This window comes from Neobacillus oceani (assembly GCF_046237595.1).
Classification (GTDB): domain Bacteria; phylum Bacillota; class Bacilli; order Bacillales; family Cytobacillaceae; genus Bacillus_D; species Bacillus_D oceani.
The window spans coordinates 3,074,819-3,089,980 of record NZ_CP143543.1; the positions used below are offsets into that span (position 1 = coordinate 3,074,819).

Consider the following 15,162-nt stretch of genomic DNA (forward strand, 5'->3'; position numbering starts at 1 on the left):
ATTCATCTTCCATGAAGCCCGCCCCCGGCATTTGCTGTGTATAAGGAAGTTGCTGGCTCCCTAAAGGGTTGAATTGCTGGCCCATTACAGGCTGCTCCATAAAGCCTGGCATTTGCTGGGCTCCATCAGGATTTCCTTGGCCGTATAACTGCCCCGCATACCCTGCGTACTGGCCATGCGGCTGCTGTCCGTGGCCCATCTGATACAGTAAAGGCACGGAGGAAGATGAAGATGAGGAAGATTCAGCCTCATAATGATGCGTATACATTGTACCTGCTACCCCCGCTACCATTGGAGGTTCATTTCCCATCATGAGCGGCTGTGCTTCATACATTGCGCCGTGAACGACTGGCTGTGGATAACACGGATCGGCCTGGTACATAACCCCTCCTACCTGAGGAACTGGATAACACGGATCATGCATTACTCCATGGACAACAGGATAAGGCGCGCAGTCAGCCTCCGGTAAAATTGCTTCAGGAAAGGGCGGGCATGGCACAGGGCATGGATAACAAACGCCAGGCATCACCGGCGTTACCGGGACACAATATTCCTCATACATTACTGGTTGCCCCTCGCTTACAGGCATTACCGGTGCGGGTGAGGGCGGAGGAGTCTTCATCGGCATTTCAACTTTTGGCGGTAGCGGAACTTCTTTTATCGGCGGAGGCATGGGAACTTCTTTTAAAGGAAGGACCGGCTGCTCTTTTACAGCCTGGATGGGAACTTCCTTTATGGGAGGAAGCGGAATTTCCTTTTTCGGCTGAATTGGCGCTTCCTTTTTTATTGGTACTTCTTTAAGCGGCATTTCTTTTTTGATCGGAACTGCTTTAATTGGCATTTCCTTTTTAATTGGAACTTGTTTAATCGGCATTTCCTTTTTAATTGGAACCTGTTTAATCGGCATTTCCTTTTTAATTGGAACCTCTTTTTTCGGCGCGGCTATGTTTAGTAAATAATTTTCCTGTATGATTTGCTGGGGCATTTTCGGGGTGTAAGGAGCGACGGGCGATTCCATGGCGATTGGCTGTGCAGGTAACGGAACATCGGGCGTTTCCTCAGGCTGCGGCGCTTTTATATTGGCGAACGGGTGCTCAGCAACAGGCACTTCCTTTTTTGTCCCGAATTTGATTGCCGCTCCTCCCTGGGAAGATTCTTTCTTTACCGTGCCTCCCCCTGACGGAACTTTTATTTTCATACCGGGCATAATCATATCAGGATTGCTGAGCTGTGAATTTAGTTTCTTCAGCTCTTCAAAATTCACGCCGTACTTCTTGGCGATCTTCCAAAGAGTATCCCCTTTCTGTACGATATGGATTTTCACTCTGATTTCCCTCCTATGGCATAAGTCCATATAGTGTATGTGCGTGTGGGCAAATTGCTAACAATCTACTTAAAAAGTTATGCCTTAGGCTCCTCGTTTATGACGTATGCCCTTGTGCTATCGCGGTCCGGCCCGTAAATATGATAAAATAATGGAAGCGAAATAAACAGTTACTGGAGTGGTACATATGGGAGAGGAAAAGAAACTCCTTGGGGACGAGCGGAGGCAAATGCTGCTTTCCCTCTTGAAAAATAGCAACGCGCCAATCACGGGAAGCGAACTGGCTTCAACTGCGAAGGTCAGCAGACAGATTATCGTAGGCGATATTACTCTCTTAAAGGCAAAAAACGAACCAATTATCGCGACAAGCCAGGGATATCTATATTTAAGGCAATCGTCGCTGTCACCCGTTTTTGAAAAAACAGTGCCCTGCCATCATCCGCCTGGCAGGACAGAGGAAGAACTAATGTTGATTGTGGATGAGGGGGTTACAGTCAGGGATGTAAGAATCGAACATCCTGTCTACGGTGACCTCACCGCCTCCATCATGGTCTCGAACCGCCATGAGGTAAAGCAATTTATTGAAAAAATCCGGACTACAAAAGCGGCTTTTTTGTCCGAACTAACAGGCGGGTATCATCTTCACACCCTGTCGGCGCCGTCGGAGCAGGCGCTTGAAAAGGCGGAAGCCGCCCTGAAGAAAGCAGGAATCCTTTTTGAAATCGGCTGATCCCTTCCTTATATTAAAAATCCCCATGCGTACGGCTCGATGGGGATTTTTGTTTTATCCTGTTATATTTGATTAATTATGTGTTCAATTTATAGATATTAAAATATTGAACGTTGAAAACGCCTTTACTGCTGTTCGGGCGTTAAATTTTCCTTTATTGACCGAAGGAACCACTGACCACTGCTGTTCGGGCATTAAGTTTCCTTAACAATTTATGCTATTTTCAGAATAGAGATGGCGGAATGAAGAAGGCGTCTGGTGTTTCCTAAAACCAAAAAGGCGCGCGGCAAAAATTGCCGCGCGCCTTCCTGTAACAGGAGGCTATACCCCCGTTCCAACGACCTCTACCTTTTCAACGTAATCGAGGCTTCGTATTTTTTCGAGCAGATGTTCAATTTCGCCCTTGATTTGCGAGATGTTCAGTGAGATGGTAATATTCGCCCTGCCTTGAAGCGGAATCGTTTGATGGATTGTCAAAACGTTGCAGTCCGCTTCCGCGACAAGCGTAAGTAGGCGCGAAAGGGCTCCAGAACGGTCCTCAAGATAAATAAAAAGCGTAATCAGCCTGTCCTTGACGACAGATGAAAAAGGGAAGACCGTATCGCGGTATTTGTAGTACGCGCTCCTGCTCAAATCAACAATCGCGGCTGCTTCTCCGACGGATTCCGCCTTTCCCCTGTCCAACAGTTCCTTTGCTTCCAGTGTCTTCTTCATGACATCTGGCAGGACATCTTCCCTGACCAAGTAAAATTTCTTATCAAAACGGTTGGATTTCATTGCAACACCTCTTTACCCCGGAGCATTACTCAACAAATTCAAATTCAAACTCAAGCAGCCTGACTGTATCGCCGTCCTTCGCGCCTCTTTCACGCAGCGCCTGGTCGATGCCCATGCCACGGAGCTGGCGGGCAAAACGCCGCACCGACTCGTCGCGGGAGAAATCCGTCATTTTGAAGAGGCGTTCTACGCTGTCGCCGGAAATGACATACGCGCCATCTGGATCCCTCGTAATTTTAAACTCCTGTTCTTCCTTCTCATGCTTATAGACGACCCTATTGACACTCGTATCATCAAGCGCTTCTTCATAAAGCGGGAATTCCGGAGTTTCCGCGATTTTATCCGCAATCGCGAACAACAAATCCCGCAGGCCCTGCCTCGTAATGGCCGAAATCGGGAATACGGGGAAGTCCTCCTTCAATTGTTCCTTGAAGCTCTTCAGGTTTTCTTCCGCATCCGGCATGTCCATTTTATTGGCAACGATGATTTGCGGCCGTTCTGTCAGCCTCAGGTTGTATTGCTTCAGTTCATCGTTAATTTTTTGATAATCATCAAATGGGTCTCGTCCCTCGCTTGCCGCCATATCAATGACATGGACAATGACCCGTGTCCTTTCAATATGCCTTAAAAACTGATGGCCAAGCCCAACTCCCTGATGGGCCCCTTCAATCAGTCCGGGAAGGTCCGCCATGACAAAGCTTCGGCCATCTTCCGTTTCAACCACCCCAAGGTTCGGGACGATTGTTGTAAAATGGTACTCGGCGATTTTCGGCTTCGCGGCTGACACGACCGAAAGAAGCGTAGATTTCCCAACGCTCGGGAAACCGACAAGCCCAACATCGGCAAGAAGCTTCAATTCTAGGATAACGTTCCGCTCCTGCCCCGGCTCCCCTTTTTCGGAAAGCTGTGGCGCCGGATTTGCAGGGGTCGCAAACCGAGAATTCCCGCGCCCGCCGCGCCCTCCCTTTGCGATTACCGCCGTTTGGCCGTGCTCGACAAGGTCAGCGATGATTGCATTCGTTTCTTCATCGTAAACAACTGTACCCGGAGGAACCTTTACCACCATGTCCTTCGCATTTTTACCATGCTGGTTCTTCGACATTCCATGTTCCCCTCGTGGCGCTTTAAAATGGCGCTGATAGCGGAAGTCCATCAATGTGCTGAGGCCTTCCTCTACCTGGAAAACAACATTTGCCCCAGAGCCGCCATCACCGCCGGCAGGCCCGCCCATCGGCACATATTTTTCACGGCGGAAGGCAACCATCCCATCGCCGCCGTCCCCGCCTTTCACATATACTTTCACCTGGTCAACAAACATAACTATTCCTCCCGTCCTGCTGCAAATCCTACAAATTCCCTTCCGCTAGCGAAACGGCATGAACACCTCTATGGAAAGTTCCGAATCCGAAAAGCTTTGAACTGTAACGGCGGCTTCCACTGATTGTTCCAGAAACTCTTTAAGCAGCGCAGTTTCCGTTATTATTCCGCTAAAATCGAAAAAGAAACGAATTCCTTCGGTCACCTGATCGATACAGATCGAGAGGCTGTTTTCCTGGAACGCTTCCAAGGAACGGTCCAATACCGCAAAAAACGCGGCAGTCCATTTTGTGATTTCATTTTCATTTACAGGCTTCGTTTCCGTTTCGTGAAGCACCTCATAATCAAGTAGAAAATGATGCTTTTCCCAATTCGCAGTCAACAAAAGCGTTGCGAACATGGGCATTTTCAAATTCGAAAGTTTCGATTCGTGCTGTGTTTCAATAATAATCTGGTCAACAATGGCTTTGGCGCGGTCTACCCGGTTCAAATCAAGATTCCCTTTTATAAGCTGAAGGCGATTAAGCCAATCATGGCGGGAATGCCTGAGGACTCCGACAACATCCCAATTTTTCTCCATATACTACTCCTTGTACCCGTTGCTGTTTGCCATTAGTATAACAAAAAAAGATTTCCGCGTATGCAAATATGGTCTATTCAGGGAATTCCCGCTATGTATCCCAATTTCCTTTTAAGAAAAAAAGAAAACTCCAACCGTGAAGGCTAGAGTTTCCCAATAATCTTTTAAACTTAAGCTTCTTGAGCTGCTGGATAAACACTTACTTTTTTGCGGTCACGGCCCATGCGTTCGAACTTCACAACGCCGTCAACTTTTGCGAAAAGAGTGTCGTCTCCACCGCGGCCTACGTTTTCACCTGGATAGATCTTAGTACCACGCTGGCGGTACAGGATTGATCCACCTGTAACGAACTGGCCATCCGCACGCTTCGCGCCAAGGCGCTTAGAGATGGAGTCACGGCCGTTCTTTGTAGAACCTACTCCCTTTTTGGAAGCAAACAATTGAAGATCCAATTTCAATAACATTTATTCCACCTCCTGGTTTTTGAAGGTAATCCGTATGTGCTTTCCGTATTCTTCCTCAATCGTCCTCAATGAGACAACCATTCCTTCTAGAAGGATTTGAATCGTCCCCTGCTCCTGCGCCGGAATGTTTTCCGGTAGTGCGCAGCGGAGCAGTCCGTCTCCATGTTCAAGTTCCGGGACTATCCCGGTCAGTTCATGGATGGCATTAATCGCGCCAACTGAAACAGCGGATACGCCCGCACAGACGATATCCTTGCCCTTGTTTGCAAAAAACGCGTGGCCGGAAATTGAAAACGACTGGATCAAGCCGGAGTCATTTCGGTAAATTACAGCATCTATCATCCAATCACGCCTTACGCGTTGATTTTGCCGATGACAACTTTAGTGTACGGCTGGCGATGACCTTGCTTTTTGCGATAGTTTTTCTTCGCCTTGTACTTGAAAACAATGATTTTCTTCGCGCGGCCCTGCTTTTCAACAGTACCTGTTACAGAAGCGCCTTCAACGACCGGGCTTCCAACTTTCACGTTTTCTCCGCCTACGAAAAGAACTTTATCAAAAGTAACTGTTTCGCCTGCTTCCGCGTTCAGCTTCTCGATGTAGATGGCTTGGCCTTCTTCTACACGGATTTGCTTACCGCCAGTTTCGATAATTGCGTACATGAACTTGCACCTCCTCATAGTCTAAGACTCGCCAGCACAGGCGTTTTGCGCGGTGCAAAAGCTTAAAACCTGTTTTGTGCGGTTGTAGCACGGGTGCGCTACAAACATAACATGAAAATACTATCATAATTATATGGATAGTGTCAATACGTATTGTCGGCTTTCTTCCTTAGTTCATCCTCAGACCCAAACTGCCTGATCGTGTAAAAATGGACAGCGGAATAGACCGGAACAATCATTATTTTAAAACCGAGCGAGTCCTCGAGCCGTTTCAGATGAGCTTTTCCTTCCCCTTCGAAAACAGCCTTCACTTCATGGGTAGTTTCCACCAACACAGCTTCGTCAAGTGCCCCCCTATGCTCCCAAAGCTCTCTTTCAAGTTTGAACGCTTCTGTTTCCGGGCTCGATATCCGTCCTGTCCCTTCACAGGAAGGGCATTTGGATGTCAGTGTCCCGGAAAGTGAGGGGCCAAGCCGCTTTCTAGTGATTTGAAGGATGCCAAGTGACGTGAATCCGACAACCTTCGTCCTCCGACCGTCCTTTCGCAAATCGGACTCCATTTTCGCGGCAACCCGTTGGCGGTTCTCGTCCGATTTCATGTCTATAAAATCAACAAGGATGATCCCTGCCAAATCCCTGAGCCTGATTTGCCGTGCGATTTCCCCGGCCGCAAGCAGGTTCGTTTTTAAAACTGTTTCCTCAAGATTGCTTTTTCCCGAGAACTTTCCTGTGTTCACGTCGATCGCGGTCAGCGTTTCTGTCTCCTCCACTAATAAATAGGCGCCATATTCCAGCCAGACCACCCTCTTCAAGAGCTTGCCGATTTCCTGGTCCGCCCCATGAAGAGCAAAAATGTTTTCCTTGCCGGAATAGTAACTGAACGATGGGCCGCCATCCCCTCTTGCGGTCCGTTTTTTTAGTTCGCTTAAAAGTTCCGGGTCATCAACAACTATATCCCCTGCGGCCATTTTTTCAATCAACGGGACAAGCTGTTCCAGGAACGGATCCCTTTCAGCCACTGGCCCCGGCTTTTTTAGAGAGGCGGATTCTTGGAAAAGCTCCCCGGCGGCCCTTCGCAGTTCCCCCAGTTCTTCAATCAGCTCCGAATCCGCAGCTTCCCCCGCAGACGTACGGAAGAGGACTCCTTCCGCACCCATCCTCATTTCCGTACCCAGCTGGCGGAGCTCTTCACGCCTTGCTGGATCTGAAATTTTTTTCGAAACAGCAATATAGTTTCCAGAAGGCATGTACACGAGGTGCGTGCCAGTTACCTCAATAATTCCCGTTACTTTCGCGCCTTTTGTTCCCGCTTCGTCCTTTTCGACCTGGACAAGGAGGCGCTCTCCCTGCCGGACGAAGGCAGATATACTTTTCTTGTCTTTGTCCGGAGCCTCCGACTGGATGTATTCGGGCAGTCCGTTCCTGTGAAGGTAAGCATTTTTGCCGGTTCCTATATCGACGAAGGCAGCATTCATGCCTGGAAGGACTTTCGTAACAATGCCAAAAAAGATGCTTCCTACAAGCGATTGGCCTCCAGTCCTCGCGATTTCGAGCTGCTCGATTTTACCATTATGAATGAACGCGGCCCGTTTTTCCCTTACGCCGCTATTTATAATCAGTTTGTCCACACGTATTCCCCGCTTCGTAATTTCCTTCCTCCATTATAGACACAAAAAAAAACGTTCGCCAGGAAATCCGGGGAACGCCTTTTTAATATGCGTAAAACAGGTCGCCAATTTTCCCGCCTGTCTTTTTTTCGGAAAAAAAGAAATGGAGAACTTCATTTTCATCAAGAATGCCTTTATCGCCGCCATCCCCTCCGACAACAATCGAATGTTTGCAGCCGCGGCGGAATTTTGAAAGAACCTGGAGGACGCCTTCCGTCTCCTCAACCTTGATTGGCCTAATCGCGGGAAAGCCAGACCCTGTTTTCCCATAATACCGCTCCAGCAGGAACCGGATGAAAACATAATGGCGCTGTTTCCATTCAAGGTAAAGGGAAAAATAAAGAAAACCCGCCACAAGCCATATATTCAGATGCAGCGGGACGGTCAGCAGGGTGCCTATTGAGAATAAGGTTAGGCAGACAGCTGAGCATGCAAGCGTCCATTGGTGCGCTTCCGGGAACGGCCGCCAAGTGGAAAGGAGGAGAAAGAGAAGCTTTCCCCCGTCAAGCGGCCAAACCGGGAAAAGATTAAACACGAGGATCATCAGATTGTATTTTATGAACAAGTCATACGTATGCGCAGGTATGAGGCCATTGGCATTTAGCAGAAACGCCGCCGCCATCATCCAAATGTGCTGGGCGGGCCCGGCAAGGATAACGATCGCCTCTTCCCGCAGCGGCCTGTTTCCATGTTCATCCATTTCGGCTACCCCACCGAACGGCAGGAGCGAAATCCTTTTTATCCGCCAGGAAAAACGCCAGGCGGCGAATGCGTGCCCGATTTCATGGAAGAAAATAATCACAAGAAGCAGGCAAAGCTCAAGGAAATGAGCAGTAAACGCCGCCGTTGCAGCCGCGAGCCACAAGAGGGGATGGATATGGATAAGTTTCAGAAGGGAAACCGCTTTATTCAAAACGGATCACCTGGATGGGATCAATGAAATCCCCGCCCTTTTTGATTGCAAAATAAAACTCACCCTTTAACTCATCCTCGCCAACGCCGACGGTTCCGATTACTTTTTCTTTATCAATGTACTCGTACAGTGCTACATCGATTGAATCGAGATTCCCGTACCATGATTCGGTTTTGTCTGCGTGCTGGATGACGACTGTTTTTCCAATTCCTTCTTTAAACCCGGCATACGTGACAAACCCTTCGTTAATGGCCTCGATTGGCGCCTCCTTTTCCGTTTCAATCATGATACCCTGGCCATTTTTTTCAAAATTCTCAAGGATTTTTCCTAAAGCAGGCACGGAAAAGTCGGGATGAGGCTCACTCTTTTCTTTCGGTTCCGGAAGAAGGGCGAGCGGCTTGCCGAATTTATCCTCATACCATTTGGTAGCCGCGGCGAATTGAAAGTCCTGGTTGAACCCTTTCACAACCAAATTTTTTATTGGTTCAAGGACGGGCGACTGGCTTTTGAAAACAATCGCAATCACTAGAAAGAGGACAGCCGAGCTCAGCAGCTTGAAAAAGAACACTTCTTTCCGAAAAAGCGGATGCCCTTCATCTCCCGGCCCTACTTCAAAGGAAACGAAGCCGTCCATTCCATATTTATCTTCATCCGCAAGCCAGGCAGCAGGTTTCCTTCCAGTGATCTTCCGGTTGTGCAAACCCCTTTCTTTTTTTCGCCTGGCAATCCGTTTCCGGATTTCCTCCCTGTTTGACATGTACCCCACCAGCCCTTTTATTCCTTTTTGTACAAGTCTATGAAGGAGTTGTCCCGGGTATGACTGGCGTAGATAGTTCACTAATCATTCTGTAGGGTAAGGGACAGCAAACCGGGTTTTCGTTCCCGGTTGTCACGAGCCGGGGATTTGCGTGACAACTAAACCGGATTTTCGCTCCACGTTGTCACGAATCCGGATCCGGGGGTTGCTTGACTGCTTGGAATCTACAACCTTGATACATCCGTGACACCAATAATCACCGGAAATCAAAAATCCCGTCCAGCTCTATGGCTGAACGGGAATGTCTCTTATTCTATGATTCTACGCACGGACTCCGAAGAATTTTTTGATTTTGGACAGCACGCCTTTGTTCTCTTCCTCAAGCTGCTGGAGCGGGATGGACTCGCCAAGAATCCTCCGCGCGATGTTGCGGTAGGCTATCGATGCCTTGCTGTTTGGGTTCATCGCAATCGGCTCGCCGTAATGGGAAGCCTTAATGACCTCATCATCGTCGGCTACGATTCCGAGCAATTCAATCGATAAATGCTCGGTAATATCATCAACGTCCATCGTTTCGCCGTTGCGCATCATGTGCGGGCGGATCCGGTTGATGATCAGTCTTGGCGGCTCGATGTTTTCTTCTTTTTCAAGGAGTCCGATAATCCTGTCAGCATCGCGTACCGCGGACTTTTCGGGAGTTGTGACAACGATGGCCTTGTCCGCGCCTGCAATCGCGTTTTTGTAACCGTGTTCAATTCCCGCGGGGCAATCGATGATAATATAGTCGAACTCCTGCTTTAATTTTTCGACAAGATCCTTCACCTGGTCTGGGGTGACTGCTGTCTTGTCTTCCGTCTGCGCGGCAGGCAGCAAATACAAAAGCCCGTCGAAGCGTTTATCCTTTACAAGGGCCTGGTGCATTTTGCAGCGACCGGCAGCCACATCGACAAGGTCGTAAATGATTCTGTTTTCAAGTCCCATGACAACATCAAGATTCCGGAGGCCGATATCCGTATCAACCAGGCATACCTTTTTCCCCAGCAACGCCAGGGCGGTACCCAAATTAGCAGAAGTCGTCGTTTTGCCGACGCCGCCCTTCCCGGATGTGATTACCATTGCTTCTCCCACGTTAACGCCCTCCTTCAAATCTGGTCAATCCAGGCCGAATGCCCGCTAGAGACTGCAGCCTGTCAAAAACGATCTCATTCATTTCATTTATGTATGCGCACTCCATCTCACGCTGGCTGTCATTCCCAGCGGTTTCCGGGACGCTCGTCAAATAATGGCTGATCCGCAGCTGGGATGGCTTCATGGCTGAAGCAGCGATCACCGCATCCCGGTTGCCGTAGCATCCCGCATGGGCAATTCCCTTCAGGATGCCCATGATGAAAATATTCCCCCCGGCCATCACCACTCCGCCCGGGTTGACGTCCCCGACAAGGAGCAGATCGCCGGGCACTTCAAGCACCTGGCCGGACCGAATCATTTTTGAAACCATGGTTACGGATTCCGCCTGCCTTCGTTCCTCTGCTTCTTCCTTTGTAAGAACGTTCGAGTCGACCGCATCTACAACCAGGTTTTTCTTTTGGCTGATAAGCTCAACAAGTTCATCCTTTTGAACCGCCGTCAGGTAGCGGTTGCCTGTATTTACTTTTACATGCAAAAGGGTTGATTCACCATTCCTCGGCTTCTGTGACGAAAGCTTTTCGACCAGTTCTCGCTTAAGGTCGTCATAGGAGCATAAATCATCAAGGAACAGTGTAATGCCGTCCTTTGTCCCCTTAATCATTACGTTTTGGACTTTGTTCATGGCCGTACTTCACCTCAATTGTAAAAACACGCAGATGGGCCTTTCGCCTGAAAGCCAGACCTATTGTGGCCTTCCATTAATTATTCGACATACCCTGCCAAAATTCCTTTAAGAAAGGATTTCCTGCTCTGCTAATTTTTCAAAGTATCGCTTGAGCGGGTAAAAGGCGGCTACGATGAATATGAGATTCAGGCACAAGGTCGGCAGGAGCCTCGTATTCGCAAATTCCTTCATGCTAATATCGGTAATATGGATGAAGCTGTTCATTTTATAGATTACAAGTTCCAGTAAGGCGATGCCAGCCAACATAACGATCGTAACGACCAGCGCGTTCGTCTGGAGAATCTTCATGGCCCTCATAACCAAATAGATTGTAAGAGGAAAAAGGAATAAATATATCCCGATGATTTCGGTATAAACAATATCAAAGAGCAGACCAAAAGCAAATCCGTACAGGATGGCGTATTTTTGCGAGCCGTACATGGCCAGCAGCAACAGGACGGCAATCAGGAACCTTGGCACGAGAATCCATTTTCCATAGAAGAATTCAGATGGCAGGAGCTGGACAAAAATACTTTCAACGGTAAAAAAAACGAACAACAAAAGAGGAAGGAAGAAACGCTTCACAATTCTTCCTCCTTATCGTCCACCATATCCGCTTTATTCGGCTCGGTCATCAGCCTTTTAACGACGATCACATCGCCAATGTCATAAAAGTTTGCACCCGGCTTCACAAGCGCGATCTGGTTCAAACCATATTGATCGGGCTCCACTTCGACAACTTCCCCGACAAGAAGGCCGGCCGGGAATACGCCGCCAAGGCCTGATGTTATGACGGTCTGTCCTTTTTCCACTTTTGCCTCATATGGGATTTTCTTAACCTTCAGCAGCTTTTTCTCTTCGTCATATCCTTCGACAAAACCGAAAACTTCAGATTTCCCTTGCGTGACAACGGAAATCCTGTTCTTTGGGTCCATCGCGCTTAAAAGTTGGACTGACGAGGTAAAATCGTTGGCGCTTTTAATTTTTCCAATTAGCCCTTCGGCGGTAATGACAGCCATGTTCTTGCCGACTTTGTCCGAAGTGCCTTTGTTGATGATGATGATTTCATTCCAACGGTCCGGATTACGTCCAATGACCGCAGCGTGGATTGTCTCTGAATCCCGGAGAGATTCTTTTTTTCCAAGGATCTTGCGTAGCTCCTCGTTCTCCTTTTTAAGCTTGTACACTTCGGATTCAAGACGGACCATGTCTTCCACGCGTGATTTAAGCTCTTTATTTTCGTTGTATGTATCCTGAAGGTCGCCTACATTTTCAAAAAAACCAGCCACATACTGGACCGGCCTCGAGATGAGGGACTGAGCCCAGCCGGTGCTGTCTTTCAAAAATTGCTCCGGCCAGGACAGTTTTTCCCGCTCCCTTAAAGAAAATCCAATCAATGCTACCAAGAGAATGATACTTACAAGTAAAATAATGAGGCGTTTATTCAAAAAAAGCTGGGGCATGATACGACACCTCTATTTACAAACATTTAGCGGGAATCCCTGGGCTTGTTCTTAAACAAATTGATATGGTCAAGCGCCTTCCCTGTCCCAATCGCGACGCAGTCAAGCGGATTTTCAGCTATAAGGACTGGCATATTCGTTTCCTCGCCAATGACCTTGTCGAGATTCCTGAGAAGCGCGCCGCCTCCGGTCAGGACGATTCCACGGTCCATAATATCGGCAGCAAGCTCCGGCGGGGTCTTTTCAAGGGTATTTTTCACGGCATCCACAATCGCATAAACGGTATCATGCAACGCGGTGGCGATTTCACCTGGCGTAATTTCAATCGTTTTCGGAAGGCCGGTAAGAAGGTCCCGCCCTCGGATTTCCATATTCTCAATGCCCTCAGGTTCACCGGCAGAACCGATTTCCACCTTGATGCTTTCGGCAGTCCGGTCCCCGATCATCAGGTTATACGTCTTGCGGATGTATTGGATGATCGCTTCATCCATTTCGTCACCTGCAATGCGGATCGACTGGCTCGTCACGATCCCGCCAAGCGAGATGATCGCCACTTCAGTCGTTCCGCCGCCGATATCGACGACCATGCTTCCGGTCGGTTCCCAAACAGGAAGGTTCGCACCAATCGCGGCCGCAAACGGTTCCTCGATCGGGAAGGCGTCCCTTGCGCCGGCCTGCTTTGTTGCATCGATGACCGCGCGCTGCTCGACAGCCGTGATCCCGGATGGAACACACACCATTATGTAAGGCTTCCCACCCCATAAGCTCTTGTTTTTCATCGCCATTTTAATATAATGCTTCATCATAGTCGCGGTAGTTTCGTAATCCGCGATGACACCGTCTTTCATCGGCCGTAGGGCCACGATGTTCCCTGGCGTCCGCCCAATCATATTTTTCGCGTCATTCCCGACAGCGACAATTTGCTTTGTATCCATTTGCAGGGCAACAACAGACGGTTCCCTCAGAACGATGCCCTTTCCTTTTACATATATGAGTGTGTTGGCAGTCCCCAAATCTATGCCAAGGTCTCTTGTCCCAATTCCAAACATGTTTGTATCTCCCTTTCCCATGCAAAAATGCAGTCAATTTCGAGCCGATTCATTTTATAAAAAATTGAAGTTATTTTTGTTATTCATCGATTTTTGTAAGTCTGCGCCCGCAAAAATCATAAACAATATTATATCGTAACGTCAAATAAAAACATAGTGTTACAAATACCCTTTTTCCTTCAGGCTGACGAATTTATTTTCGCCGATGATGAGATGGTCGAGCAAATCGATGCCAATAATCTTGCCGCACTCGGACAGCCTCTTTGTTACCTCGATGTCTTCCCGGCTCGGAGTCGGGTCCCCGGAAGGGTGGTTATGGAGGCAGATGATGGAGGCGGCGGAACGGCGGAAAGCTTCCTTGTAGACCTCACGCGGATGGACGATCGATGCATTCAGGCTGCCGATAAAAATCGTCTGTTTGTGGAGCACCTGGTTTTTCGTGTTGAGATAGAGGCATACGAAATGCTCCTGGCTCAAAAAACGCATTTCATTCATCACATAGTTCGCGCCGTCCTCGGGCGACCTGATAACATAACGATCGTTATTCGTCAGGTTTGCCACACGGCTTCCGAGTTCCAGGGCTGCCATGAGCAGAATCGCTTTCGCGGTCCCGATTCCTTTTATTGCGGTAATTTCCTCTAGTGATGCGGCTTTCAGAAGCCTCAACCCTTCAAAATGGGACAAAAGGCGGTTGGAGAGCTGAAGGACTGACTCGTCCTTTGTTCCGGTCCGGAGCAAAAGCGCAATCAGTTCATGATTTGAAAGGCTGGCCGGCCCGCCTGCGATAAAACGTTCCCGCGGCCTTTCTTCCTGGGGGTAGTCACGAATCATCAATGAATTTGCAGTCAATCTAATTCCTCCCTATGTTGTAGGGAGCATGGGAGCGGGAAAAAGCCGATAACGGAAAAGCCTTACTAAAAGGAAAGCTTTTCCCTCCCAATTCAAAGCTTTAATGGAACGAAGCAGTTTAATAGGGAAGCGGATAACCGGCCTTCTTCAGTTCACGGACCGTACGCGATACAGGAAGGCCCATGACGGCGAAGTAATCCCCATCAATCCTTTTGACAAGCATGCTGCCAAGCCCCTGAATTCCATAGCCGCCCGCCTTGTCGAAAGGTTCCCCGCTATCTGCATAGTACTCGATTTCCCTGTCCGACAGCTCCCAAAATTGGACTTCTGTCTTTTCGTAAAAACGGGTTATGCCTCCAGGGCTTGCAATGGCAACCCCGGTAAACACCTGGTGCGTCCTGCCGGATAATTGCTTCAGCATCCGGATTGCCTCCTCGCGGCCGGATGGCTTGCCTAAAATGGCGCCATCGCAGACGACAACTGTATCGGATCCTAGGACAAAGCCATCAGGATGCATGTCAAATACAGCCTTTGCCTTCCGCTCGGCAAGGCCCATGACGATTTCATCAGGGGACGTACCCGGTTCAAAGCTTTCGTCGACATCTGAGCTGTGAATTTCGAATTTCAATTGGAGATTTTCCAGAAGTTCTTTTCTTCGTGGAGATGAAGAGGCTAAAATGAGGTTCGGCATGCAATCACCTTTCTTTTTACTCGGTTTGGGGAGATACAGATTTATCGTATCAAACTTCCGCCCGGCA

Annotated in this window: 17 protein-coding genes, 1 pseudogene and 1 other annotated feature; of the genes and pseudogenes, 1 reads left to right on the forward strand and 17 read right to left on the reverse strand. The window is 48.6% G+C overall.

Translation table 11 applies throughout. From position 1 onward, the window contains the following. Nucleotides 1–1,173 precede the first annotated feature (1,173 nt). Nucleotides 1,174–1,324: pseudogene (safA, locus tag V1499_RS15570) on the reverse strand (SafA/ExsA family spore coat assembly protein); the annotation flags it as partial. 187 nt (nucleotides 1,325–1,511) lie between these two features. Here safA and V1499_RS15575 point away from each other — a divergent pair. Beyond that, nucleotides 1,512–2,054: a transcription repressor NadR gene (locus V1499_RS15575; RefSeq protein WP_409270790.1), complete on the forward strand. Its 543-nt coding sequence runs from the start codon at nucleotides 1,512–1,514 to the stop codon at nucleotides 2,052–2,054. A 321-nt stretch (nucleotides 2,055–2,375) separates the two neighbouring features. Here V1499_RS15575 and V1499_RS15580 read toward each other — a convergent pair whose 3' ends face one another. The 16 genes from V1499_RS15580 to V1499_RS15655 form a co-directional block, all read right to left on the reverse strand. Next, a complete protein-coding gene (locus tag V1499_RS15580) occupies nucleotides 2,376–2,831 on the reverse strand; it encodes an ACT domain-containing protein (protein ID WP_409270791.1) in 456 nt (151 codons plus the stop codon). Nucleotides 2,832–2,856: 25 nt separating this feature from the next. After that, the gene (gene obgE / locus V1499_RS15585; RefSeq protein ID WP_409270792.1) at nucleotides 2,857–4,149 is read right to left on the reverse strand and encodes a GTPase ObgE; all 1,293 of its coding nucleotides are present in this window, start codon (nucleotides 4,147–4,149) and stop codon (nucleotides 2,857–2,859) included. Between the two features lie 45 nt (nucleotides 4,150–4,194). Next, nucleotides 4,195–4,728, reverse strand: a complete 534-nt coding sequence (locus V1499_RS15590) for a Spo0B C-terminal domain-containing protein (RefSeq protein WP_409270793.1) — start codon at nucleotides 4,726–4,728, stop codon at nucleotides 4,195–4,197. 170 nt (nucleotides 4,729–4,898) lie between these two features. Beyond that, on the reverse strand, nucleotides 4,899–5,192 hold the full coding sequence (gene rpmA, locus V1499_RS15595; RefSeq protein WP_053367270.1) for a 50S ribosomal protein L27: 294 nt from the start codon (nucleotides 5,190–5,192) through the stop codon (nucleotides 4,899–4,901). Continuing rightward, nucleotides 5,193–5,534 (reverse strand): ribosomal-processing cysteine protease Prp, encoded by a 342-nt coding sequence (locus V1499_RS15600; RefSeq protein ID WP_409270794.1) that lies wholly within the window; start codon nucleotides 5,532–5,534, stop codon nucleotides 5,193–5,195. An 11-nt stretch (nucleotides 5,535–5,545) separates the two neighbouring features. Beyond that, entirely contained in the window at nucleotides 5,546–5,854 is a 309-nt protein-coding gene (gene rplU / locus V1499_RS15605) for a 50S ribosomal protein L21 (RefSeq protein ID WP_409270795.1), read from the reverse strand. Between the two features lie 14 nt (nucleotides 5,855–5,868). Then, nucleotides 5,869–5,948: a sequence feature (ribosomal protein L21 leader region), on the reverse strand. Between the two features lie 49 nt (nucleotides 5,949–5,997). Then, a complete protein-coding gene (locus V1499_RS15610) occupies nucleotides 5,998–7,482 on the reverse strand; it encodes an Rne/Rng family ribonuclease (RefSeq protein ID WP_409270796.1) in 1,485 nt (494 codons plus the stop codon). 82 nt (nucleotides 7,483–7,564) lie between these two features. Next, nucleotides 7,565–8,434, reverse strand: a complete 870-nt coding sequence (locus tag V1499_RS15615; protein ID WP_409270797.1) for a M50 family metallopeptidase — start codon at nucleotides 8,432–8,434, stop codon at nucleotides 7,565–7,567. After that, entirely contained in the window at nucleotides 8,427–9,191 is a 765-nt protein-coding gene (locus V1499_RS15620; RefSeq protein ID WP_409270798.1) for a peptidoglycan DD-metalloendopeptidase family protein, read from the reverse strand. The genes V1499_RS15615 and V1499_RS15620 overlap by 8 nt, the downstream gene beginning before the upstream one ends. Before the next feature lie 321 nt (nucleotides 9,192–9,512). Further along, nucleotides 9,513–10,319: a septum site-determining protein MinD gene (minD, locus tag V1499_RS15625; RefSeq protein ID WP_409270799.1), complete on the reverse strand. Its 807-nt coding sequence runs from the start codon at nucleotides 10,317–10,319 to the stop codon at nucleotides 9,513–9,515. A 1-nt stretch (nucleotide 10,320) separates the two neighbouring features. Continuing rightward, nucleotides 10,321–11,001 (reverse strand): septum site-determining protein MinC, encoded by a 681-nt coding sequence (gene minC, locus V1499_RS15630; protein WP_409270800.1) that lies wholly within the window; start codon nucleotides 10,999–11,001, stop codon nucleotides 10,321–10,323. Nucleotides 11,002–11,109: 108 nt separating this feature from the next. Next, complete coding sequence (gene mreD / locus V1499_RS15635; RefSeq protein WP_409270801.1) at nucleotides 11,110–11,628, reverse strand: rod shape-determining protein MreD; 519 nt, start codon at nucleotides 11,626–11,628, stop codon at nucleotides 11,110–11,112. Further along, nucleotides 11,625–12,506 carry a rod shape-determining protein MreC gene (gene mreC, locus V1499_RS15640; protein ID WP_409270802.1) on the reverse strand — a complete coding sequence of 294 codons (882 nt, stop codon included), beginning with the start codon at nucleotides 12,504–12,506 and terminating at the stop codon, nucleotides 11,625–11,627. Before mreC ends, mreD begins: the two co-directional genes overlap by 4 nt. A 26-nt stretch (nucleotides 12,507–12,532) precedes the next feature. Then, on the reverse strand, nucleotides 12,533–13,555 hold the full coding sequence (locus V1499_RS15645; RefSeq protein ID WP_409270803.1) for a rod shape-determining protein: 1,023 nt from the start codon (nucleotides 13,553–13,555) through the stop codon (nucleotides 12,533–12,535). 159 nt (nucleotides 13,556–13,714) lie between these two features. Next, complete coding sequence (gene radC / locus V1499_RS15650) at nucleotides 13,715–14,386, reverse strand: RadC family protein (protein WP_396954743.1); 672 nt, start codon at nucleotides 14,384–14,386, stop codon at nucleotides 13,715–13,717. A 136-nt stretch (nucleotides 14,387–14,522) separates the two neighbouring features. Next, a complete protein-coding gene (locus V1499_RS15655) occupies nucleotides 14,523–15,095 on the reverse strand; it encodes a Maf family protein (RefSeq protein WP_409270804.1) in 573 nt (190 codons plus the stop codon). Nucleotides 15,096–15,162 lie beyond the last annotated feature (67 nt).